This window comes from Nocardioides sp., assembly GCF_035503875.1.
In the GTDB taxonomy this organism is placed as follows: Bacteria; Actinomycetota; Actinomycetes; order Propionibacteriales; family Nocardioidaceae; genus Nocardioides.
In genome coordinates this window covers 43505-65002 of record NZ_DATJTA010000004.1, presented here as the reverse complement: position 1 = coordinate 65002, position 21498 = coordinate 43505, and the positions used below count along the sequence as shown (strand labels likewise).

At 72.0% G+C, this 21498-nt stretch carries 19 protein-coding genes; 7 read left to right on the top strand and 12 right to left on the bottom strand.

Annotated elements, in window-relative coordinates; genetic code table 11:
- Nucleotides 1–32: 32 nt before the first annotated feature.
- Nucleotides 33–1022, top strand: a complete 990-nt coding sequence (gene coaA, locus VMF51_RS00990) for a type I pantothenate kinase (RefSeq protein WP_325472511.1) — start codon at nucleotides 33–35, stop codon at nucleotides 1020–1022.
- Here coaA and VMF51_RS00985 read toward each other — a convergent pair.
- From VMF51_RS00985 to rplM, 6 genes are all read right to left on the bottom strand, one after another.
- Nucleotides 1009–2022: a GNAT family N-acetyltransferase gene (locus VMF51_RS00985; protein ID WP_325472510.1), complete on the bottom strand. Its 1014-nt coding sequence runs from the start codon at nucleotides 2020–2022 to the stop codon at nucleotides 1009–1011. The two genes, coaA and VMF51_RS00985, sit on opposite strands and share 14 nt — an antisense overlap.
- Nucleotides 2019–2813 (bottom strand): ABC transporter permease, encoded by a 795-nt coding sequence (locus VMF51_RS00980; protein WP_325472509.1) that lies wholly within the window; start codon nucleotides 2811–2813, stop codon nucleotides 2019–2021. Before VMF51_RS00980 ends, VMF51_RS00985 begins: the two co-directional genes overlap by 4 nt.
- Nucleotides 2810–3715, bottom strand: a complete 906-nt coding sequence (locus VMF51_RS00975) for an ATP-binding cassette domain-containing protein (RefSeq protein WP_325472508.1) — start codon at nucleotides 3713–3715, stop codon at nucleotides 2810–2812. Before VMF51_RS00975 ends, VMF51_RS00980 begins: the two co-directional genes overlap by 4 nt.
- A gap of 22 nt (nucleotides 3716–3737) precedes the next feature.
- On the bottom strand, nucleotides 3738–5081 hold the full coding sequence (gene glmM, locus VMF51_RS00970; protein WP_325472538.1) for a phosphoglucosamine mutase: 1344 nt from the start codon (nucleotides 5079–5081) through the stop codon (nucleotides 3738–3740).
- A 124-nt stretch (nucleotides 5082–5205) separates the two neighbouring features.
- Nucleotides 5206–5703 carry a 30S ribosomal protein S9 gene (gene rpsI / locus VMF51_RS00965; protein WP_325472507.1) on the bottom strand — a complete coding sequence of 166 codons (498 nt, stop codon included), beginning with the start codon at nucleotides 5701–5703 and terminating at the stop codon, nucleotides 5206–5208.
- Between the two features lie 35 nt (nucleotides 5704–5738).
- Entirely contained in the window at nucleotides 5739–6182 is a 444-nt protein-coding gene (gene rplM / locus VMF51_RS00960) for a 50S ribosomal protein L13 (protein ID WP_325472506.1), read from the bottom strand.
- A 235-nt stretch (nucleotides 6183–6417) separates the two neighbouring features.
- On the opposite strand from rplM, the gene VMF51_RS00955 reads away from it, so the two are divergent.
- Nucleotides 6418–7707, top strand: a complete 1290-nt coding sequence (locus VMF51_RS00955; protein ID WP_325472505.1) for a citrate synthase — start codon at nucleotides 6418–6420, stop codon at nucleotides 7705–7707.
- A 71-nt stretch (nucleotides 7708–7778) separates the two neighbouring features.
- On the opposite strand, the gene VMF51_RS00950 is transcribed toward VMF51_RS00955, so the two are convergent.
- A complete protein-coding gene (locus VMF51_RS00950) occupies nucleotides 7779–10211 on the bottom strand; it encodes a collagen-binding domain-containing protein (RefSeq protein WP_325472504.1) in 2433 nt (810 codons plus the stop codon).
- 254 nt (nucleotides 10212–10465) lie between these two features.
- Here VMF51_RS00950 and VMF51_RS00945 point away from each other — a divergent pair, with 254 nt between their 5' ends.
- A complete protein-coding gene (locus VMF51_RS00945; RefSeq protein WP_325472503.1) occupies nucleotides 10466–11809 on the top strand; it encodes a S1C family serine protease in 1344 nt (447 codons plus the stop codon).
- Between the two features lie 52 nt (nucleotides 11810–11861).
- Here the strand turns inward: VMF51_RS00945 and VMF51_RS00940 are convergent, their stop codons facing one another.
- Nucleotides 11862–12884, bottom strand: a complete 1023-nt coding sequence (locus VMF51_RS00940) for a GNAT family N-acetyltransferase (protein ID WP_325472502.1) — start codon at nucleotides 12882–12884, stop codon at nucleotides 11862–11864.
- Nucleotides 12881–14566 (bottom strand): ABC-F family ATP-binding cassette domain-containing protein, encoded by a 1686-nt coding sequence (locus VMF51_RS00935; RefSeq protein ID WP_325472501.1) that lies wholly within the window; start codon nucleotides 14564–14566, stop codon nucleotides 12881–12883. Before VMF51_RS00935 ends, VMF51_RS00940 begins: the two co-directional genes overlap by 4 nt.
- Nucleotides 14567–14767: 201 nt before the next feature.
- Between VMF51_RS00935 and VMF51_RS00930 the strand changes: the two genes are divergently transcribed.
- The 4 genes from VMF51_RS00930 to VMF51_RS00915 all read left to right on the top strand — a co-directional run bounded on the left by VMF51_RS00930 (nucleotide 14768) and on the right by VMF51_RS00915 (nucleotide 19976).
- Nucleotides 14768–15913, top strand: a complete 1146-nt coding sequence (locus VMF51_RS00930) for an acyl-CoA dehydrogenase family protein (protein ID WP_325472500.1) — start codon at nucleotides 14768–14770, stop codon at nucleotides 15911–15913.
- A gap of 9 nt (nucleotides 15914–15922) precedes the next feature.
- Complete coding sequence (locus VMF51_RS00925) at nucleotides 15923–17074, top strand: acyl-CoA dehydrogenase family protein (RefSeq protein ID WP_325472499.1); 1152 nt, start codon at nucleotides 15923–15925, stop codon at nucleotides 17072–17074.
- A gap of 34 nt (nucleotides 17075–17108) precedes the next feature.
- The gene (locus tag VMF51_RS00920) at nucleotides 17109–18080 is read left to right on the top strand and encodes a phosphatase PAP2 family protein (RefSeq protein ID WP_325472498.1); all 972 of its coding nucleotides are present in this window, start codon (nucleotides 17109–17111) and stop codon (nucleotides 18078–18080) included.
- 81 nt (nucleotides 18081–18161) lie between these two features.
- Nucleotides 18162–19976, top strand: coding sequence for a VCBS repeat-containing protein (locus VMF51_RS00915; protein WP_325472497.1), 1815 nt, complete (start codon nucleotides 18162–18164; stop codon nucleotides 19974–19976).
- Here VMF51_RS00915 and VMF51_RS00910 read toward each other — a convergent pair.
- Genes VMF51_RS00910 through VMF51_RS00900 form a run of 3 tightly spaced genes read right to left on the bottom strand, consistent with a single transcriptional unit; the run spans nucleotide 19966 to nucleotide 21330 of the window.
- The gene (locus tag VMF51_RS00910) at nucleotides 19966–20409 is read right to left on the bottom strand and encodes a hypothetical protein (protein WP_325472496.1); all 444 of its coding nucleotides are present in this window, start codon (nucleotides 20407–20409) and stop codon (nucleotides 19966–19968) included. The genes VMF51_RS00915 and VMF51_RS00910 overlap by 11 nt on opposite strands.
- A gap of 11 nt (nucleotides 20410–20420) precedes the next feature.
- Entirely contained in the window at nucleotides 20421–21086 is a 666-nt protein-coding gene (locus VMF51_RS00905; protein ID WP_325472495.1) for a GntR family transcriptional regulator, read from the bottom strand.
- Between the two features lie 40 nt (nucleotides 21087–21126).
- Entirely contained in the window at nucleotides 21127–21330 is a 204-nt protein-coding gene (locus VMF51_RS00900) for a hypothetical protein (protein ID WP_325472494.1), read from the bottom strand.
- Nucleotides 21331–21498 lie beyond the last annotated feature (168 nt).

Here is a 21498-nt window from a genome sequence, read left to right as displayed (position 1 = left end):
CCGCGGCCGACTCTGCTGCAACAATCGCGCCCATGTCACAGGGGTCGTCACTGGGGTCTTCCGGCGGTCACCACGACGGCGGCCACGAGTCCTCCCCCTACACGAATCTCGACCGTTCGGCCTGGGCGGCGCTCGCTGAGGAGACGGAGAGCCCGCTCAGCGCCGACGAGATCCGCAGCCTGCGCGGCCTCGGCGAGTCCCTCGACCTCGACGAGGTCCAGGAGGTCTACCTCCCGCTGAGCCGGCTGCTCAGCCTGTACGTCAGCGCCGCCGGCCAGCTGCACCGCGCCCAGGAGTCCTTCCTGCACCAGCGCACTCCCCCGCGCACACCGTTCGTGATCGGCCTCGCGGGCTCGGTGGCGGTCGGCAAGTCGACCACCGCCCGCGTGCTGCAGCAGATGCTGGCCCACTGGCCCGAGCACCCCAACGTGGCGCTGGTGACCACCGACGGCTTCCTCTACCCCAACGCGGAGCTGGAGCGCCGTGGCCTGCTCCAGCGCAAGGGCTTCCCGGAGTCCTACGACCGCCGGGCCCTGCTCCGCTTCGTCGTCGACATCAAGTCCGGCAAGGACGAGGTCGAGGCGCCGACGTACTCCCACCTCGTGTACGACGTCGTGCCCGACCAGAAGGTCGTCATCAAGCGCCCCGACATCGTGATCGTCGAGGGCCTCAACGTGCTGCAGCCGGCCCGGGTGCGCGACGACGGCCGCACCGGGCTCGCGGTCAGCGACTTCTTCGACTTCAGCGTGTACGTCGACGCCGGGCGCGACAAGATCCGCGAGTGGTACGTCTCCCGCTTCCTCCGGCTGCGCGAGACCGCCTTCCGCGACCCGCACTCGTACTTCGCCAAGTACGCCGCCCTCAGCCCGGAGGAGGCGGTCGCGGAGGCGGAGCGGATCTGGGACACGATCAACGGCCCGAACCTGGTCCAGAACATCCTCCCGACCCGCGCCCGCGCGACGCTGGTGATGCGCAAGGACCGCGACCACTCGGTGCGCTACGTGCGGCTCAGGAAGCTGTGACCCTCTTCTGGACGTCGAGGCAGCGCTCGACGACGCGGTAGCCGAGTGCCTCGTTGACGGCGTTCATCGGGGCGTTCACGCCGGCGTTCGTCGTGACCACCACCGGGCACGCGGGGAACAGCTCGAGCAGCCTCCGGTGGTTCGCGAGCTTCATGCCGAGCCCGAGCCGGTAGCCGCGGTGCTCGGGCAGCACCAGGGTGCCGCCGACGGTCGCGAGCCGCGGGTCCGCCCGGGTCACCCCCAGCTCGGTGAAGCCGGCGAGCCGCCCGTCCGGTGCCACCCCGACCGCGACCAGCCAGGCGCGTCCGGACGCGGCGGTGCGCTCCTCGTGCTGCCGCAGGCGGTCGGGGGTCCACGCGACGTCCTCGAGGTCCAGGTCGCCGCTGGGGACCATCGTCATGAAGACCGAGAGCAGGCCGCAGAACTCGGCCGCCCACTCCCGCGGGACGTGGTCCTCGACAGCCACGACCCGGTAGCCGTCCAGGTGGGCGGCGACGTCGTCCTCGAGCGGCGACCAGCCCTGCGGAGCGGTCGCGAGGTCGAGCAGCTTGGACTCCTCGGCGCTCGCGACCGGGTAGCCGTGCGCGGTGGCGAACCGCGATCCCGGGCTCTCCGCGTCGACCGCCGCGTGGGTGGTGGCGACGTACGTCGTGCGCCCCTCGGCCGCCGCGCGCCGCTCCAGGTCGGCCAGCAGGGTCGCCCCGACCCCGCGACGCCGGTGGCCGGGCAGCACCCGCACCTCGATCTCGGCCAGCCGGAGGTTCTCCAGCAGCCACCACACCACCAGTCCGTGACCGACGACCACGCCGTCGCCGACCGCCAGCACGCGGGTGCGGACGAGGTCGCTGCGGCTCGCCTGCATGATCGGCCGGCCCGCCTCCCAGGTCGGCCACGCGTCGTACGGCCGGTCGTGGGCGGTGACCTCCCGGCCGACCTCCCACCAGGCCCGCAGCGCGGCCTCGTCGGCGACGTCGACGACCCGGACCTCGACGTCGCTCATCCGATGTCCCGGCGGAAGGTCGTGAGCCGTCCGGCCAGCGCGAACGCCGCGGCGTACGCCAGCAGCACCAGCGCACCACCCCAGCGCGGCAGCAGGTCGATCCCCGCGATCTCCCCGAACAGGCTGGCGCCGATGAGCGCGTCGGCCGCCGCTCCGGGCAGGTACGCCGACGCGCCGGCCAGGGCGTCGACGGCGCCGAGCGCGGTGCGCGCGATCGGCTCGACCAGCTGCGTGAAGGCGAGGATGACGACGACCGCCGCGACCTGGTTGGTCAGCAGCATGCCGAACGCGGCCCCGATGACCGCCCAGAGCGCGGTCGTGACGACGCCGAGGACCAGCACCGCGATCACCTCGGGGTCGCTCAGGTAGGCCCCGTCGCCGCGCCAGGCCAGCACGGGAGCGCTCGTCGCCACCAGGGCGAACACCCCGACCAGTCCGAGCGCGAGACCGACCGGCACGGTCGCGAGCAGCTTCGCGGAGACGACGACGTTGCGGCGCGGCTCGACGAGCAGGGTCTGGGTGATCGTGCGGTGCCGGAACTCGGTGGTGACCGAGAGGCTGCCGACCACGAGCGGGAAGACGTAGCCGATCGCGTTCACCAGGGAGTACGTCGCGGTCGCGGCGTCGCGACCCGCGAGCGGGGGCGTCCCGGCGTCCTCGCCCGTGAGTGTGAAGGAGAAAGCCATCACCGCCCCGATGAACGCGAGGTAGACCCCCATGCCGAGCAGCAGGATCCACCACAGCCGCGTGGAGACCAGCTTGCGGTGCTCGGCGAGCAGCGCGGCCCTCATGCCGCCTCCGCCTCGGGGAGCGCGGTCAGGCGGAGGAAGGCCGCCTCCAGGTCCTCGCCCCGGGTGGCGAGCTGGTGCAGCTCGATCCCCGCGGCGAAGCACGCGGCGCCGGCCTCGGCGGCGGTGACCCCGCGCAGCAGGAGACCGTCGCCCTCCGGCTCGGCGCGCCAGCCGCGGTCGGCGGCGAGTCGGGAGAGCCGCGCCCGGTCGGCGGCCACCACCAGGGTCCCGGCCTCGGCGGTGGCGGCCAGGTCGGCCAGCGAGGAGGCGTGCACGAGCCGGCCGCGGGCGATGACGACGACCTCGTCGACGGTGTGCTGCACCTCGCTGAGCACGTGGCTCGACACCAGTACGGTGCGGCCCTCGGCGGCGAAGCGGCGCAGCAGCCCGCGCATCCACACGATGCCCTCGGGGTCGAGGCCGTTCGCGGGCTCGTCGAGCACGACGGCGGGCGGGTCCGCGAGCAGAGCGGTGGCGAGGCCGAGCCGCTGCTTCATGCCCATCGAGTAGGCGCCGACCCGGCGGTCGGCGTACGCCCCCATGCCGACGAGGTCGAGCACCTCGCGACAGCGAGCGCGGCTCACGCCGACCTGCGGCGCGTACGACTCCAGGTGGGCGAGACCCGTACGGCCGGGATGGAAGCCGGGCTCGAGCGAGGACCCGACCAGGCGGGCGGGTCGCGGATGCTCGACGTACGGGCGGTCGTCGACCAGCGTGCGACCCGCCGTGGGCTGCGCCAGGCCGAGAAGCATCCGCAGGGTGGTGGTCTTGCCGGAGCCGTTGGGTCCCAGGAAGCCCGTCACCACACCGGGTCGGACGGTGAACGAGAGGTCGTCGACCGCCCGCACCTGTCCGAACTGCTTGGTCACGCCCTGGATGGTCAAGGTCGGCCCGGTCGACATGGCCCCACCCTAGGGAGACTGCTCAGGTCAGGGCGAGCCGGTCCCGGACGACGTCGGCCAGCCGCTCGGCGACGCCCTGGGCGCGATCCTGGGTCTCGGCCTCGACCATCACCCGGACCAGCGGCTCGGTGCCGGAGGCCCGCAGCAGGACGCGGCCGCTGTCGCCCAGCGCCGCCTCCTCGGCCGCGACCGCGGCGAGCAGGGCCGGGTCGTCGGTGCGGGTCCGGTCGACCCCGGCGACGTTGAGCAGCACCTGGGGGAAGCGGGTCATCACCGCGGCCAGCGAGGCCAGCGACTCCCCCGTCACGACCATCCGCTCCAGCACGTGCAGGGCCGTGAGGATGCCGTCGCCGGTGGTGGCGTAGTCGTGCTGGATGACGTGCCCGGACTGCTCGCCGCCGAGCGAGAAGCCGCCGGCGTTCATCGCCTCCAGCACGTAGCGGTCACCGACCGCGGTCTGCCGGACGGTGACGCCGTGCCGCTCCATGGCCCGGACGAAGCCGAGGTTGCTCATCACGGTCACGACGACGGTGTCGTCGGCGAGCCGGCCGGCGTCGCGCAGGCCCAGCGCCAGGATCGCCATGATCTGGTCGCCGTCCACGACCTCGCCGCGGTGGTCGACCGCCAGGCAGCGGTCGGCGTCGCCGTCGAGGGCGAAGCCGGCGTCGGCACCGTGCTCCAGCACGGCCGCGCGCAGCGGCTCGAGGTGGGTCGAGCCGCAGCCGTCGTTGATGTTGAGGCCATCGGGCTCGGCGTGGATCGCGATCACCTCGGCGCCGGCCTCGCGCAGCGCCATCGGCCCGGCCTCGGACGCCGCGCCGTGGGCGCAGTCGAGGACGATCTTCAGGCCGCTGAGCGGCTTGGTCGTCGCGACCAGGTGGCCGACGTACTCCTGGATCGGGGTGGCGTACGGCGTGACCCGCCCGACGTCGCCGCCGGTCGGCGGCTGCCAGGGCTGACCCATCAGCTCCTCGATGGCCTGCTCGATGGCGTCGTCGAGCTTGACCCCGCCCCGGGCGAGGAACTTGATGCCGTTGTCGGGCATCGGGTTGTGCGAGGCGCTGATGACCACGCCCACGTCCGCCCCGAGGGCGTCGGTGAGGTAGGCGACGCCGGGCGTCGGGACGACCCGGACGCGCACCACGTCGACGCCGGCGGAGGCCAGACCGGCCACCACGGCGTGCTCCAGGAACTGACCCGAGATCCGGGTGTCCCGGCCGACGACGGCGAGCGGCCGCTTACCGGCGTACCCACCGCGGTCGACGAGGACCCGGGCGGCGGCAACGGAAAGGTCCAGGGCCAGCGAAGCGGTCAGCTGACCGTTCGCCAGACCCCGGACCCCGTCCGTGCCGAAAAGCTTCGTCATCATCACGACTTTCTGGGACGCGTGCCGGAGTGCCTCGCAAGGCGCCGCTGCGAAGGCGACCTCTGAGCGGAGCGGGTCGTCGAGCGGCGGCAACGCCGCGAGGTGCCCGGCACGCGTTCCAGAATCAGCGCTTGCTGAACTGGGGCGCCTTACGGGCCTTCTTGAGACCGGCCTTCTTGCGCTCGATGACGCGGGCGTCACGCGTGAGCAGCCCGGCCTTCTTCAGCGCGGGGCGGTTGGCCTCGACGTCGACCGCGTTGAGGCAGCGGGCCACGCCCAGGCGCAGCGCGCCGGCCTGGCCGGTGATGCCGCCGCCGTGGATGCGGGCGATGACGTCGAAGCGGCCGTCGAGCTGCAGCTCGGCGAAGGGCTCGTTGACGACCTGCTGGTGCAGCTTGTTCGGGAAGTACGACTCCAGCGTGCGGCCGTTGACGGTCCACTGGCCGGTGCCAGGGACGATCCGCACGCGGGCGACGGCCTCCTTGCGGCGGCCGGTGGCGCCGGCGGGAGCGATGGTCGCGGGACGCAGCGGGGCGTCGGCGGACGGGGCGCTCTCCGAGCTGTAGGCGACGCCCTGCTCGTTGGTCTCGAAGGTCTCCTCGACCTCGGTGTTGTCAGGCACTGTGATTCCTCTTCAGATCTCGTCGACGGATGCGATTACTGGGAGATCTGGGTGATCTCGAAGGGCACGGCCTGCTGGGCCGTGTGGGGGTGCGTCGGGCCGGAGTAGACCTTCAGCTTCTTCAGCATCTGCCGACCGAGCTTGTTCTTCGGGAGCATGCCCCAGACGGCCTTCTCGATCGCCTTGCGGGCGTCCTTCTCCAGCAGCTCACCGATCGGGGTGGCCGAGAGGCCGCCCGGGTAGCCGGAGTGGCGGTAGGCCATCTTGGTGGTCTTCTTGGTGCCGGACAGCGCGACCTTCTCCGCGTTGATCACGATGACGAAGTCACCGGTGTCGACGTGGGGGGCGAAGATCGCCTTGTGCTTGCCCCGCAGCAGGTTCGCCGAGGTGACGGCGAGCTTGCCGAGGACGATGTCGGTGGCGTCGATGACGTGCCACGCGCGCTGGATGTCACCGGGCTTCGGGCTGTACGTGCGCACAGGAGAGCCTTCTCGTTCGTAGGGACCCGTCCGGGATGCCGATCGGGTGGTGGTGCTGCGCCTTCTGACGAACACTGCCCGGTTCCAACTCGTCCGGGTCTGCCCTCGAGGAGAGAGCGGCAGGGGCGCGACCACTCAAGATACGGGCCACTCAGCACGGGGGTCAAAACCTCGAGGGGACCGCGAGGCGGACACCGGGTGTCGACGGTTCATCGGCAACGGATAAGTTGCCCGGGTGACTGATTCCCTCACCGTCCGTGACAACCGCACCGGACAGGAGTACGACGTACCGATCGTCGACGGCACCATCCGCGCTGCCGACCTCGGGAAGATCAAGGCGTCGGAAGAGACTCCCGGCCTCGCCGTCTACGACCCGGGCTTCGTCAACACCGCGTCCTGTCGGTCCTCCGTGACCTACATCGATGGCGAGAAGGGCATCCTCGAGTACCGGGGCTACCCGATCGAGCAGCTGGCCGAGAAGTCGACCTTCCTCGAGGTCGCCTACCTCCTCGTCCACGGCTCGCTCCCGACGAAGGCCGAGTACGACTCGTGGGTCCACGAGATCACGTACCACACGTTCGTCCACGAGAACGTCAAGTCGTTCATGGAGGGCTTCCGCTACGACGCGCACCCGATGGGGATGCTGATGGCGTCGGTGGGAGCCCTCTCGACGTTCTACCCCGACGCGCGCAACATCTCGGACGCCGACAACCGGCACATGCAGATCGTCCGGATGATCGCCAAGATGCCGACGCTCGGCGCGTGGTCGTTCCGGCACGCCCAGGGCAAGCCGTTCGTCTACCCGGACAACGACCTCGGCTACACCGCGAACTTCCTCTCCATGCTGTTCAAGATGAGCGAGCAGAAGTACGAGGCCGACGAGCGCCTGGTCAAGGCCCTCGACGTGCTGCTGATCCTGCACGCCGACCACGAGCAGAACTGCTCCACCAACGCGGTCCGCTCGGTGGGCTCCTCGCAGGTCGACCCGTACTCCGCGGTCGCCGCGGGCGTCGGCGCCCTCTTCGGCCCGCTGCACGGTGGCGCCAACGAGGCGGTGCTGCGGATGCTCAAGCGCATCGGCAGCAAGGAGAACATCCCCGCCTTCATCGAGGGCGTGAAGAACGGCGACGAGAAGCTGATGGGCTTCGGTCACCGCGTCTACAAGAACTACGACCCGCGCGCCAAGATCATCAAGAAGGCCTGCGACGACGTCTTCGAGGTCACCGGGATCAACCCGCTCCTCGAGATCGCCCAGGAGCTGGAGAAGATCGCGCTCGAGGACGAGTACTTCGTCAAGCGCAAGCTCTACCCCAACGTGGACTTCTACTCGGGCCTGATCTACGAGGCCCTGCAGTTCCCGCCGGAGATGTTCACCGTCCTGTTCGCCATCGGCCGCGCCCCGGGCTGGCTGGCCCAGTGGAACGAGCTGGTGCAGGACAAGGAGCAGAAGATCGCGCGCCCGAAGCAGATCTACACCGGCGACCGGACGCTGAACTTCGTCCCGGCCTCCGAGCGCTGGCGGTAACGAGCACCGCACCACCCACCACGACCCCCGACGGCTCACCGTCGGGGGTCGTGGCGTTCAGGCGCTGAGCGTCAGCCGCGCCGCAGCACGACCCGTCGTACGTCGCGAGCACCGCGGGCGGGCACGACGACCACGTCGACCGTCCGGGCCGCGCGGCGCTTGCGGAAGACCTTGCGGCCCTTCTTCGTGAGCTTCACCGTCGCGACCGTGACCGTCCCGGCGCGCAGCGCCACCTTGCCCCGGGCGAGCACGGCCCGCTGGGAGCGCAGCAGCACCGTCCCGGTGCCGGGCATCGAGGAGACGATGCGGACCACGGCCACCCGCCGGGTCGTCCGGGCGGCGGCCAGCGCGGTCGCGGTGACCGCGCCGGGCTGGACGCTCATCGAGACCGAGGCGCTGTTGTTGGCCGGGTTGGCGTCCTCGGAGGTCGAGGTCACCGTGGCGGTGTTGTCGACGACGACCGGCAGGTCGTGGCCGCGGACCTCCGGACCGGGGCGGTCGCCGAGGCACTCCAGGTCGAGGAGCACCTGCTGCGCGCTTCCGGTCGTGTTGAGCAGCCGGAAGGCACGGGCCTTGAGCCGCGGGTCGTTGCCGAGGTGGACGACGCCGGCCGGCAGCGACCAGGTGGCGGTGATCCCCTTCGCGAGATCGGAGCAGACGACCTGCTCCTCGACGACCTGGCCCGGCGGGACGGTGACGGTGCGGGCGACGTGCTGGAGCACCAGGTCGTGCGTGTGCCCGCCGGCGGCCGAGACCTCCCGGCGCAGGCAGCGCATCGAGGGGACCACGGTGGTGGCCTCGTCGAGGTCGAAGACGAACCGCCAGCCCGTGGCACCGGACGGCTCGGAACCGGACCAGCGCGGAGCGCCGCCGGTCGTCGTGTAGCCGGGAGCGATCGGGACGGTCCCGGCCGGGCAGGACAGGGTGGCGGTACGCCGCCCCGCGGCCCAGGTGTACGCCGACGTCACCGGGGCGGTGTCCGCGTCCAGCGCGTGGCGGTGGCCCTGGGTGACCTCGGTCGTCGGCGGCAGGCAGACGATGAAGGCCTTGGCCTGCGCGCGCCCGGTGGCGTCGTTGCGTACGACGGCCTTCCAGGTCCCGAGGCCGGTGGCCTCCTGGCGCAGCACCCGGACGTCGGTGAGCGCGCCGGTGCCCTGGTCGACGTGGTCGACGCGGAGCTGGCCGTCGCTGAGGATCGCGCCGCCGACCGGACAGCCGACCGAGACCGTCCTCGTCTCCCCCGCCTCGAGGTCGACGTGCCACTCGTGCTTGGTCGGGGTGAGCTCGTGCAGCGCCCAGCGGTCGGCCGGAGCGCCGGCACCCGCGACGGGGTCCACGGTGACGACGACGGCGTACGCCCGCGACGCGCCGGGCGCGAGGGTCCCGACCGTGCAGGTGACCGTGCGTCCGACGATCGCGCAGCCGCTCGACAGGGACTCCACGGTGAGACCGGCCGGCAGCACGTCGCGGACCACGACGCCCGTTGCGGCGGCCGCACCCAGGTTGCGCGCGGTGAGCGTGTAGGTGACCTGGTCGCCGCCGCGCGGGCTGGCGGCCGACACGGCCTTGGCGACGGTGACGTCGGAACGGTCGGGCTCCGTGGGAACGGTCGGCGTGGTCGGCCCGGGCAGGCAGACGGTCGCCGGGAGGAACGCGACATGGGTCTCGTTCGGCGAGCGGAACGACTTCGCCACGACCTGACCGACGAGCACGCCGAGCTGCACGGTCACGTCGGCGCGGGGCGCGATCACGTGTCCGCCGAAGTCCGAGCCGACGTCGAAGCTCACGCTGGTGGCGTCGGGGAAGTTCCAGATGAACGGCCCGCGCGCCCGCACCCCGGCCGTGGTCGGCTGGGCTCCGCCCGGCGTCAGGGTCATCTTGCTGGTGATGCTCACCGCGGCCCCGCGGACGTTGACGAGCACCGCGGCGCCGGTCGGGACGTCGTACGCGATGGTCTTCGCGGCGCTCAGCTCGGCCTGGGTGAGCGTGAAGACGTTGAGCCTCGGGTCGGCGCCACGCAGCACGATGATCCGGTTGACCACGTCACTCTGCTCGACGAGCGTGCCGGTGGCCGCCGCGGCTCCCCACTGGGCGGAGGCCGCGCGCAGCTGGGTGAACGCGGCCGGGAAGTCGATCGGGTTGGTGGCGAGGTAGCCGCCGCCGCTGTTGTGGTTGACGCCCGACTTCGGGACGACGTACGCGCTGCCCTTGTTGAGGTTGAACCACTGGCCGTGGGTGCCGGCCACGACGAGGGTCGGGACCGTCTTGGCGACGGTCAGGTCGGACCCGATCGTCATCCCGGTCGGGAGGTCGCCGCCGTAGGCGACCGACCCCTCCGACTCCGACGTCCGGTAGCCGTCGCCCTCGACGAACTCGGTCCAGCCGGTGGCCTGGCCCAACGGGTGGACGGTGTTCACGCACGCCGTGCCGGCCACGGCGGGCGACCCGCTCACCGACACCGTCAGCCCGGCCAGTGCGAGTGCCAGTGCGGCCGATGCGGCCACGCGGACACGTGCAGTCGTTCCCACGAAAGAAGCCCCCCAGGTCTCGTCGTCACCGTGACCCTGGCAGCCCGCACGCACCTCGGGAAGGGCTGTTGAGGACCTGTTACCGCGCTGTGGGCGGACTGGTGGCGCGCAGTTGCCGGGCCGCTCCGCGGGGCGTGACGCGGCGCACAGCACCGGGGCGGGGACGCTTCTTCGCGCTCTTCCAGGTCCGTCTCAGCATCATCACAGGCTCGACGGCCACTCTCGTCGGTATGAGCGACCGCCACCACGACGACACCCAGCCGGTCTACCCCGGCAGCCCCCAGGACCAGCCGACCGACACCGCGAGCCACCCCGTGTTCGGTCCTCCGCCGCCGCCCCCGTCGTTCCCGCCTCCGGGAACGGCCACGGCGCCCGCCCAGACCGAGGTGCTCGCGCACCAGCCGCCGCGCCGGGGCCGGAAGGGCTTCGCCGCCGCGGTCGTCGCGGCCTCGCTCCTCGTGGGCGGCGCCGCCGGCGTCGGTGGTGCGGCCGCCTGGTCGGCCCTCGACGACGAGCCGGCCGCCGGGACCAGCCCGTCCTCGCGGACGACGGCCCAGGTCGCCGACACCCCCGACACCCCGGCAGCCGACGGCAGCGTCGAGTCGGTCGCCTCCTCGGTGCTGCCGTCGGTGGTGAAGATCGACGTCAGCGGGTCGAGCGGCTCCGGGTCGGGCTCCGGGATCATCCTGAGCTCGGACGGCCAGATCCTGACCAACGACCACGTCGTCTCCCTCGCTGGCGAGGGCGGCCGGATCTCGGTGTCGTTCAACGACGGCACGAAGGCGGCCGCCGAGGTCGTCGGGACCGACCCGCTCACCGACGTCGCGGTGATCCAGGCCCAGGACGTCGACGGCCTCACGCCCGCCACGCTCGGCTCCTCCGACGACCTGTCGGTCGGCGAGGGCGTCGTGGCGATCGGCTCGCCGTTCGGCCTCGACGCCACCGTCACCAGCGGCATCGTCAGCGCGCTCAACCGCCCCGTCGACGTCGGAAGCGACGGCAACGGCAACACCACGGCGTACCCCGCCATCCAGACCGACGCGGCGATCAACCCCGGCAACAGCGGCGGCGCCCTGGTCGACATGGCCGGCCACGTGGTCGGCATCAACTCCTCGATCCAGACCACGAGCTCCTCGTCGCAGTTCGGGCAGAGCCAGGAGGGCGGCTCGATCGGCCTCGGCTTCGCGATCCCGATCTCGGACGCGATGCCGATCGTCGACCAGATCGTGGCCGGCGAGGAGCCGACCCACGCCCGGCTCGGCATCACCGTCTCCGACGTGGGCGCCGCCCAGGGCGGCAACGGCGGCCCCTCACAGCAGCAGGAGCAGGCGAGCACCGAGGGCGCGCAGATCCAGGAGATCGGCGACGGCTCGGCGGCCGGCAAGGCCGGCCTGAAGGCGTCCGACGTCATCACGAAGGTGGACGACCAGCTGATCTCCAGCTCCGACGACCTGATCGCCACCATCCGGTCCTACCGCCCCGGCGACACCGTCACCGTCACCTACCAGCGCGACGGCTCCGAGAAGACCGCCGAGCTGAAGCTCGACTCCGACGGGTCGTCGTCCAAGTCCTGATCCGACCGTGGGGGGACGGATCCGGTGGGGGGAACGGTCGGCTGGGCGGGTCTCAGAGGTGCTTCTGGAACTCGCCCAGCCGCGCCACCGGCACGAAGCCCAGCAGGTCGTTGACGCCGACCATGTGCTCGTTGACCTCGGCGTTGTAGGTGATCAACCGACCCAGGCCGGGGCGCTCGGCCTGCAGCAGCCGCAGGTTGGCGACCTTCACGGCGATGCCCAGCCGGTGGCCGCGGTGGTCGCGGCGCACCAGCGTCCCCCACTGGTAGGCGCGGTCCGACTCGTGCTCGGTCAGGGCCAGGTCCGAGTACGCCACCAGCTCGCCGTCCGCCGTCAGCGCGACGGTGTTGACCTTCGTCCGGCCCTGCTTGGCCGTCACGGCCTCGCCGGCGCGGACGGCCTCCGGGCTGGCGGCCTCGGGCTCGACGTCCAGCTCGCCGGTCGGCGCCTCGGTCATCAGGCTCGCCGTGATCTCGGCCCAGCCCTGCAGCAGCTCCTCGGGCACCGGCCCCATCCAGGACCGCAGCGTGTACGCCGCGTGGTACGGCGCCGCCTCGGCCGCGAGCCGTGCGAGCAGCTCGTCGGCCACCGGGAGCGGGAGGGCGCGCTGCACGTCGCCGAGGGCCAGCACGTAGCCCCGCGCCCGGGCGAACTCCGGTCCGCTCTCCCCGACGCCGTCGGGTCCGGCGTCGTACGCGTAGCCGGTCTCGCCCGCCAGGATGCTCCGGTCCGACTCGCGGGCGACCCGCTCCAGATGGGCCAGCATCGCGCTGCCGTGCCCGCGCCGGCGGTGCTCCGGGCGCACGTGCACCGCCAGCTCGGCGCGGTCCACGTTGTCTAGCAGCGGCATCCGCATCCAGCCGGCCGCGACCACCTCGCCGTCGACGAGCCCGGACCAGCCGGCGTACCGGAAGCGGAGGCTGGGCTCCTGCATCATCGCCCGCAGCTCCTCGAGCTGCCAGACCGCGGCGACCTCCTCCCGGCCGTACCGCTCGGCGGCGTCGTACGCCGCGTGCCAGGCGTCGAACGCCGGGCGGTCGTGGACGTCGAGGTCGACGATCTGCAGCCCGCTCATCGCGCGCGCTGCACCCGGCCCTCGTCCCAGACCGGCCCCTCGGACTCGTAGACGGCACCGTCGGCGCCGTACACGAGGAAGCGGTCGAAGCCGCGGGCGAACCAGCGGTCGTGGGTGACTGCCAGCACCGTCCCCTCGAAGGCCGCCAGCCCCTCCTCGAGTGCCTCGGCCGACTGCACGTCGAGGTTGTCGGTGGGCTCGTCGAGCAGCAGCAGGGTGGCCCCGGACAGCTCCAGCAGCAGGATCTGGAACCGGGCCTGCTGGCCGCCGCTCAGCGACTCGAAGGGCTGCTCACCGGCGTGCGCGAGCTCGTAGCGGTCCAGGACCCGCGCGGCCTGCTCCCGGCCCATGCCCTGGCGCCCGTCGGGGTGACCGTCGCCGCGGTGCAGCACCTCCAGCAGGGTGCGGCCGATGAGCTCGGGGTGCTCGTGCGTCTGCACGAACCAGCCCGGGCGCACGCGGGCGCCGAGCTTGGCCTTGCCGGTGTGCGGGACGGGGCGGATCTCGACGTCCCCCACCGGCCGGTGCTCGACGTCCGGGTCGCTGCCGCCGGCGGCGAGCAGGCGCAGGAAGTGCGACTTGCCCGAGCCGTTGGAGCCGAGCACGGCCACCCGCTCGCCGTACCAGACCTCGAGGTCGAAGGGCTCCATCAGACCGGTGAGCCCGAGGTTCTCGCAGACGACCGCGCGCTTGCCGGTGCGGCCGCCCTGGAGCCGCATCGAGACCTGCTGCTCGCGCGGCTGCTCCATGGGCGGCCCGGCCTCCTCGAACTTGCGGAGCCGGGTCTGCGCGGCGCGGTACTGGCTCGACATCCCGTCGTTGTACTCGGCCTTGATCTTCAGCCGGAGCACCAGCGCCTTCAGCTTGGCGTGCTCCTCGTCCCAGCGGCGGCGCAGCTCCTCCAGCCGCGCGAACCGGTCGCGGCGCGCCTCGTGGTACGACGCGAACCCGCCCGGGTGCGTCCACACGGTGTTGCCGGCGGCGCCCAGCTCGACTGTCACCACCCGGGTGGCGGTGTTGTTGAGGAGCTCGCGGTCGTGGCTGATCATCAGGATCGTCTTCTCGGACTCGCGGACCCGGCCCTCGAGCCAGATCTTGCCGGGGACGTCGAGGTAGTTGTCGGGCTCGTCGAGGAGCAGCACCTGGTCGGGGCCGCGGAGCAGGAACTCCAGGACCAGCCGCTTCTGCTCGCCGCCCGAGAGCGTGGTCAGCTCGCGGTACTTCGCCCGGTCGTACGGCAGCCCCAGCGCGGCCACGGTGCAGACGTCCCAGGTGACCTCGACGTCGTACCCGCCGGCGTCGGCGTACTCCCCCAGCGCGGTGGCGTAGGCCATCTGCGTCTTCTCGTCGTCGCTGTCCATCAGCGCCAGCTCGAGCCGGTCGACCTCGGCGGCGGCCGCGCGCACCCGCGGCGGCGAGACGCTCAGCAGCAGGTCGGCCACGGTCGTGGAGCCGTGCGCGACGTGCTGGCGCATCACCCCGAGTCCTCCGCTGCGGGTCACGACGCCCGCGTGGGGCTGCAGCTCTCCGGTGATGATCCGCAGCAGCGTCGTCTTGCCGGCGCCGTTCGCGCCCACGAGCGCGACCTTGGCCCCCTCGCCGACCCGGAAGGACACCTCGTCGAGCAGCACCCGACCGTCCGGCAGCTCGTAGCGCACCCCGGCGACATCCACGTGACCCACGTCGACCGATTGTCCGGGATCAGGCCGCCTCCGGCATCTTCTTTACCTTCGTGCCCGGCGTCGCTCCGGACGTCGTACGTCCCGGCGACCCCGACCACCACCTCGTACGACGTCCCGCGGCCTCCGGCACGCCACCCGCCAGCAGCGACACGGTTGCCGGAACCCGCCATGATGGGCGCACACCACCAGGGAGGCACACCGATGCAGCTGGAGCTGTCGCCGGAGGACCAGGCGTTCCGCGAGGAGATGCGCGAGTTCTTCACCACGAAGTTCCCCCAGGAGATCCGCGACGCGGTGATCGCCGGCGAGGAGCTCACCAAGGAGCAGCACGTCGAGAGCCAGCGCACGCTGAACGCCGCGGGCCTCGCCGTACCGCACTGGCCCGTGGAGTGGGGCGGGCGCGGCTGGAGCGACCTCCAGCGGCACCTGTGGAACGACGAGATGCAGGCCGCGGCCGTGCCGCTGCCGCTGGCGTTCAACGCCAACATGATCGGTCCGGTGCTGGCCCAGTTCGGCTCGCAGGAGCTCAAGGAGCGGTTCCTGCCGCCGACGGCGAACCTCGACATCTGGTGGAGCCAGGGCTTCTCCGAGCCGGACGCCGGCTCGGACCTGGCGAGCCTGCGCACCACCGCCGTCCGCGACGGCGACGACTTCGTGGTGAACGGGCAGAAGACCTGGACCACGCTGGGGCAGTACGGCGACTGGATCTTCACCCTGGTCCGCACCGACCCCGACGTGAAGAAGCAGGCCGGCATCTCGATGCTGCTCATCGACATGACCACCCCCGGCGTCGAGGTCCGCCCGATCGAGCTGATCGACGGCGGCCACGAGGTCAACGAGGTGTGGTTCACCGACGTGCGGGTGCCGGCCGACCTGCTGGTGGGCGAGCTCAACGGCGGTTGGACGATCGCGAAGTTCCTGCTCGGCAACGAGCGTGTCGGCGTCGCGCCGGTCGGCACCATCAAGCGGGTGCTCGCCCGGGCCAAGCAGCTCGCCGGCTCGCAGCTGGACGACCCGCTGGTGCGCGCCCGCGTCGTCGAGATCGAGAACGAGCTGCTCGCGCTCGAGCTCACCGCGCTGCGCGTGGTCGCCCACTCCGAGGGCGGCGAGCCGCACCCGGCGAGCTCGGTGCTGAAGCTGAAGGGCACCGAGCTCCAGCAGGCGGTCACCGAGCTGGTCCTCGACCTGGCCGGACCCGCGGGGCTGGCGAGCGGCGACGGCTCGGGCGTCCCCGCGTGGGCGCGGCACGCGGCGCCGACGTACCTCAACCTCCGCAAGGCGTCGATCTACGGCGGGTCCAACGAGATCCAGCGCCAGATCATCGCCAAGACCATCCTGGGACTCTGAGGGGCAACCGTGGACTTCACCTATGACGACGAGCAGGTCGCGCTCCGCGACGCCGTACGCGGCCTGATCGGCAAGGCGTACGCCGACTTCGAGCAGCGCCGCCGCACGGTCGCGGACGACCCGGGCTTCAGCGAGCAGGTCTGGGCACAGCTGGCCGAGATGGGTCTGCTGGGCCTGCCGTTCGCCGAGGAGGACGGCGGCGTCGGTGCCGGGCCGGTCGAGATCGGCATCGTGGCCCACGAGCTGGGCCGGGTCCTCGCGCCCGAGCCGTTCCTCACCAGCGTCGTGCTCGCCGGCGGTCTCGTCTCCGCCGCCGGCACCCCCGAGCAGCGGGCCGAGGTGCTCGGCGCGCTGTCGGCCGGCGAGAGCATCCTGGCCTTCGCCCACGACGAGGAGGGCAGCCGCTGGGCGCCCTCGGCCACCCAGGTCACCGCCGCCCAGGACGGCGACGCCTGGACGCTCACGGGCGTCAAGGAGCCCGTCCCCCACGGCGCCCGCGCCGACCTGCTGGTGGTCAGCGCCGCGCTCCCCGAGGGCGGCACCGGCCTGTTCCTGGTCGCCTCCGACGCGGCCGGGCTGACGCGCACGGGCTACCGGACGTACGACGGCGCCCGCGCGGCCCGGATCGCCCTGGAGTCGACCCCCGCGACCCCGCTCGGCACGCCCGGGCAGGACCTGGAGGCGACGATCGCCACCGTGCAGGACATCGGCCGGATCATGGCCGGCCACGAGGCGCTGGGCGCGATGGAGGTCGCGCTGGCCACGACCACGTCGTACCTCACCAGCCGCAAGCAGTTCGGCGTCACGCTGAACACCTTCCAGGCGCTGACCTTCCGCGCGGCGGACATGTACGTCTCGGTGGAGCTGGCCGCCAGCCTCGTGCACTGGGCGACGATGGTGGTCGCGACCGGCGACGCGGCCCGCACCGCCGACGCCGCGGCCCGGGCGGCGCTCCAGGTCAGCCGGGCGAGCCGGCACGTCGGGCAGGAGGCGATCCAGCTGCACGGCGGGATCGCGATGACCGCGGAGTACTCCGTGGGCAGCTACACCGCCCGGCTCACGGCCCTCGACCACCTGCTCGGCGACGGCGCGTTCCAGCTGGGGGCGCTGGCCGCCCGGGTCGAGGAGCACGGCGCCCTGGACCCGCTGGCCACCGCCTGACGAACCGACCAAGCCAACTCTTAGACTCCTCCGCATGGTGCAGCAGGCGGAGGAGCCGAACGTCGTCCTCGCCGAGTCAGGGCGTCCGCTGCCGGGCCGCGCGACGCGCCGCAAGGTGCGGATCGCCGCGATGGTCGGGTACGCCGCGCTGCTCGGCCTGTGGATCGACCTGCTCGGCATCCCGAACGACACCATCCAGGTCTTCCTGTGGCTGTGGGTCGGCACCATCGCGTGGAACATCGAGGCGCCGCCGCGCTTCCACCTGTACTTCCTGCGCGACTGGTGGATCCCCGTCGTCGGCCTGGTCATCTACTTCTACAGCCGCGGCCTCACCGACGAGCTCGGCCTGCCGGTGCACATCACGATGCCGATCCGCGTCGACGAGTGGCTCGGCGGCGGCATCACCCCGACCGAGCGGCTGCAGGACGCCTGGTGCAGCGACCCGTGCACGAAGGGCAGCGAGCCGCGCTGGTACGACCTGTTCTTCACCACGGTCTACGCCACGCACTTCCTGGCCGGGCTGACCATCGCCGCGGTGCTGTGGGTGCGCAACCGCCGCGACTGGCTGATGTGGATGCGCCGCTACGTCGGCATCAACTTCGGCGCCCTGGTGGTCTACATCCTCTACCCGATGGCCCCGCCGTGGATGGCCTCGGAGCAGGGCTACATGGGCGAGGTCACGCGGATCACGAGCCGCGGGTGGTCCGACATCGGTCTGGACCGGATCGACCTGATCCTGCAGGGCGTCGGCAACCCGGTCGCGGCCATGCCGTCGCTGCACGCCGGCATCTCCTTCCTGATCGCGATGTACGCCGTCCAGCGGCTGCGCACCCCGTGGCGCTTCCTGCTGCTGCTCTACCCCCTGGCCATGTCGACCGCACTGGTCTATTTCGCCGAGCACTACGTCATCGACGTCGTGGCGGGCGCCCTGCTCGCCTTCCTGGTCCTCGTCGCCGCTTCGGCGTGGGAGCGCCGCCGGGGCACAGGTCTATATCATCTCAACTAAATTTCGCGAAACTTCTGGTGATTGTGCGTAATCGCTGTCACGGTGGTCCTTCGTTCCCACGATCGAAGGACGGACCTGCCTGTGAGCCACCCATCCCGGCGCCGGCGTACGACGCTGCTCGCCCTCGCCCTGCTGCCCGCCTCGCTGGTCACGGCGACCACCAGCGCCTCGGCCGCACCCGCGCCCGCAACCGCACCCGAGTTCACCCGGGTGAACGTCGACACCGGGATCCAGGGCGCCAGCTTCACCGTCGTCGGTGAGATCTTCGACGGCGAGCAGAACCTCGTCACCTCCGGCTTCGGCGCGCTGGGTGCCGGTGGCCTGCCCGTCGGCGGCGGCACCCTGCAGGTCTACCGCCCGAAGGCCAACCTGGCCGACTGGCGCAAGGTGACGGTGTTCGACACGACCGAGAACGTCATCTTCCCGAACCAGCCGACGCTCTCCGACGTCGACGGGGACGGCGACACCGACATCATCGTGCCGGCCGGCAACTTCTTCGAGTCCGCCGGGGGCGTCAACCGCGGCAGCCTCACCTGGTGGGAGAACACCGGGCCCACCACCCCCTTCGTCCGCCACAACATCCTCACCGGCCAGGCCTGGTCGTACCACGGCGTCCAGCACGTCGACTTCGACGGCGACGGCATCCGCGACATCATCACCGTCGGCGAGCAGGGCCGCGTCGCCGGCAACCTCACCGACGACGACGTGCAGACCCAGTTCCTGAAGGGCAAGGCCGACCTCACCTTCGAGGCGCCGGTCTCCCTCGGCGACGTCGGCGGCAGCCTCCCGGTCGTGCACGACGTCGACGGCGACGGCGAGCTCGACATCATCACCTCGCAGTACTTCGACGTCGGCTCCGGCGCCGCGGACGCCGGCCGGGCGACGTTCCTGTGGCTGGAGCGCGGCGACGACGGCGTGCCCGGCCTGAGCGCCGACGACTTCACCCCGCACACCATCGCCACGCTGGACGACACCCCGGCCGGCGGCCGCGGCGTCGGCCAGGGCTTCCAGATCCGTCCCGTGCCCGACTTCCGCGCTCCCGGCACCGTCTCCTGGATCGGCACGAACCACACCAACCGCTGTGTGCTGCCGATCCTGGCGAGCGAGCAGGTGCTGGAGTTCCTGCCCCCCGCCGACCCCACCCAGCAGTGGACCCTGAACACCCTGTCCACCCCGGCGACCAGCACGCCGGACTGCACGGACGACTTCCGCAACAACCTCCTGCCGATCTTCCCCGGCGAGGACATCACCTCGCGGGCCACCTACGGCCAGGGCGCCCCCGGCGTCTTCGGGTACGGCGACATCGACGGCGACGGCGACGTCGACCTCGCGGTCTCGGGTGACGGCGACCGGCGGCTGTTCTGGATCGAGCAGCTCGCGGACGGCAAGACCCTCCAGCACACCCTGACCGCTCCCGGCGAGGAGTTCGGCCAGGCCGGCGGTGCCGTGGTGGCCGACCTGAACGGCGACCAGGTCGCCGAGCTCGTGTTCAGCTCCTTCGACCGCAACGCCCTCGCGATCTGGCGGCGTACCCCCGTCGTCAAGGTCGAGGTGCCGACCACGGTCACGAACACGGTCAAGTCCGAGACGGTGCGCAGCGCCCTCTCCGTGTCCACCAAGCGCAAGGGCAAGGCCAAGAGGACGACGTACGCCGTCCGGCTGGACGCCGCCACCGGTGGCCCCGCGCGCCGGGTGAAGGTCGTCTTCGACCCCGCCCGAGGCAAGACCAAGGTGCTGCGGACGCTCACCGTGCGCGGCAAGAACGGCGACTTCGCCGGCTCGTTCTCCTGGCGCGCACCGCGTCGGGGCACGCTCCGGTTCACCTACGCCGGGACCACGCTGAGCCCGACCCTGCGTGACACCGCCGCCCGGACGGTGGTCAAGGTCAGCCGCTGAGCGCTCGACCCCAGGCGTGCTGCGCGGCCCGACGTTGGGCCGCGCAGCGCGCCGCGAGCAGCAGGTGCACGGCGATCCCGAGCCCCATCAGCACCGTGAGCCAGGTGTGCAGGGGCTCGCGGTCGAGGTTGGTCTGCGAGGCCCAGATCAGCACGCCGAGCACGTAGCCGAAGTAGATGTGGAAGACCTTCAGCGTCCGGCGGGGTCGCACGAAGCCGAAGACGTAGACCGACAGGGCGATGTGCACGGTGTTGAGCAGCACGACGAGGGTGACCAGCGCCGCCGTCAGGATCCGGTACTCCCCCACGTAGTGCAGCGTGGTCGAGGCGATCACCACCGGCAGCAGCACCCAGCCGACGCGCCGACCCAGCACCCCCGCGCGCTGGCGCCGCCTCAGGGCCAGGAGGTCGGGGTGCTCGACGAGAGCGGACATCGCCTCGGGCCTCAGCCGCGGAAGCGTTCGGCGTCGAGCGCCGCGACGGACCGCCCGATCTGGCGCCACACCGAGCCGACGGCCATGACCGCGCTGTTGACGTCGCGGTCCTCGCCCGCGGCGATCGTCGCCGCCTGCAGCGAGGACTGCAGGGGCAGGTAGACGAGCGGCTCGAGCAGCCGGACCACGCGCTGCAGCTGCGGGTGCAGCCCGCGGAAGGCGTGGCCGAGCTCCCGGCTCCCGCAGCGCTCGACCAGCTGGTCGATGAACCGGTCGGCCATCACGAACGCCATCGCCAGGTCACCGCTGAGGTAGGCCAGGTCGTGGTCGAGGGAGGTACGGCGCAGGGCCGCCACGTCGCTCTGCTGGTACTGCGGCATCCCCCACCGCAGCACGTGCTCGAGGAGCATCCCGCCCACCCGCATCACGTCGTCGGCGGCCTCGCGGCTCAGCGGCGCGACGGACGCGCCCCGGTTCCGCTGGACGACGACGAGGCCCTCGGTCGCCAGCTGGGCGAAGGCCTCGCGCAGCGGCGAGTTGGAGACGCCGAAGCGCTGCATGATCGCCTCGGTCCGCAGCGGCTCGCCGGGGCCGAGCTGCCCGCTGATGATGTCGGCACGCAGGGCCGCGACGAGGTTCTCCCGCATGGCTCCGTGCTCGTGTTCGACGACCGGCATGGCCCGATCCTCCCACGACCGCCCGCGACACGGCGCCTCGTCAGTCCTCGGGGATCGTCAAGATCTCCAGGACGACGATGCCCAGCGAACTGAGCAGGTTCAGCACGCCCTGCAGCTCCTGCTGGTCGACGAGGTCCCCGACCAGCGTCGTCTGGGGCCGCTGCCGCCGGGCGGCGAGCTGGGGGAAGGCCGAGCTGATCTCGTCGGAGATGGTCGCGTCGACCCGGATCAGTGTCCTCGTCACCACGCGCCTCCTGCCGCCCTGCGTCCGCTCACCACCTGAGGCCGACGGTAGGTCTCGGCCGCGTGCCGATGCCTCACCGGAATCGGGCGAGGCACCTGCTCGTGCGGCGGGAGGAGAGTGCCCAGCACGGCACCGACGCCGTACCCATCCGACAAGCACGCAGGAGCA

Bases quoted from the DNA above. Each gene is read 5' to 3' on its own strand.
- coaA (WP_325472511.1), top strand. From the start codon at position 33: ATGTCACAGGGGTCGTCACTGGGGTCTTCCGGCGGTCACCACGACGGC.
- VMF51_RS00985 (WP_325472510.1), bottom strand. From the start codon at position 2,022: ATGAGCGACGTCGAGGTCCGGGTCGTCGACGTCGCCGACGAGGCCGCG.
- VMF51_RS00980 (WP_325472509.1), bottom strand. From the start codon at position 2,813: ATGAGGGCCGCGCTGCTCGCCGAGCACCGCAAGCTGGTCTCCACGCGG.
- VMF51_RS00975 (WP_325472508.1), bottom strand. From the start codon at position 3,715: ATGTCGACCGGGCCGACCTTGACCATCCAGGGCGTGACCAAGCAGTTC.
- glmM (WP_325472538.1), bottom strand. From the start codon at position 5,081: ATGACGAAGCTTTTCGGCACGGACGGGGTCCGGGGTCTGGCGAACGGT.
- VMF51_RS00945 (WP_325472503.1), top strand. From the start codon at position 10,466: ATGAGCGACCGCCACCACGACGACACCCAGCCGGTCTACCCCGGCAGC.
- VMF51_RS00940 (WP_325472502.1), bottom strand. From the start codon at position 12,884: ATGAGCGGGCTGCAGATCGTCGACCTCGACGTCCACGACCGCCCGGCG.
- VMF51_RS00930 (WP_325472500.1), top strand. From the start codon at position 14,768: ATGCAGCTGGAGCTGTCGCCGGAGGACCAGGCGTTCCGCGAGGAGATG.
- VMF51_RS00920 (WP_325472498.1), top strand. From the start codon at position 17,109: ATGGTGCAGCAGGCGGAGGAGCCGAACGTCGTCCTCGCCGAGTCAGGG.
- VMF51_RS00910 (WP_325472496.1), bottom strand. From the start codon at position 20,409: ATGTCCGCTCTCGTCGAGCACCCCGACCTCCTGGCCCTGAGGCGGCGC.
- VMF51_RS00905 (WP_325472495.1), bottom strand. From the start codon at position 21,086: ATGCCGGTCGTCGAACACGAGCACGGAGCCATGCGGGAGAACCTCGTC.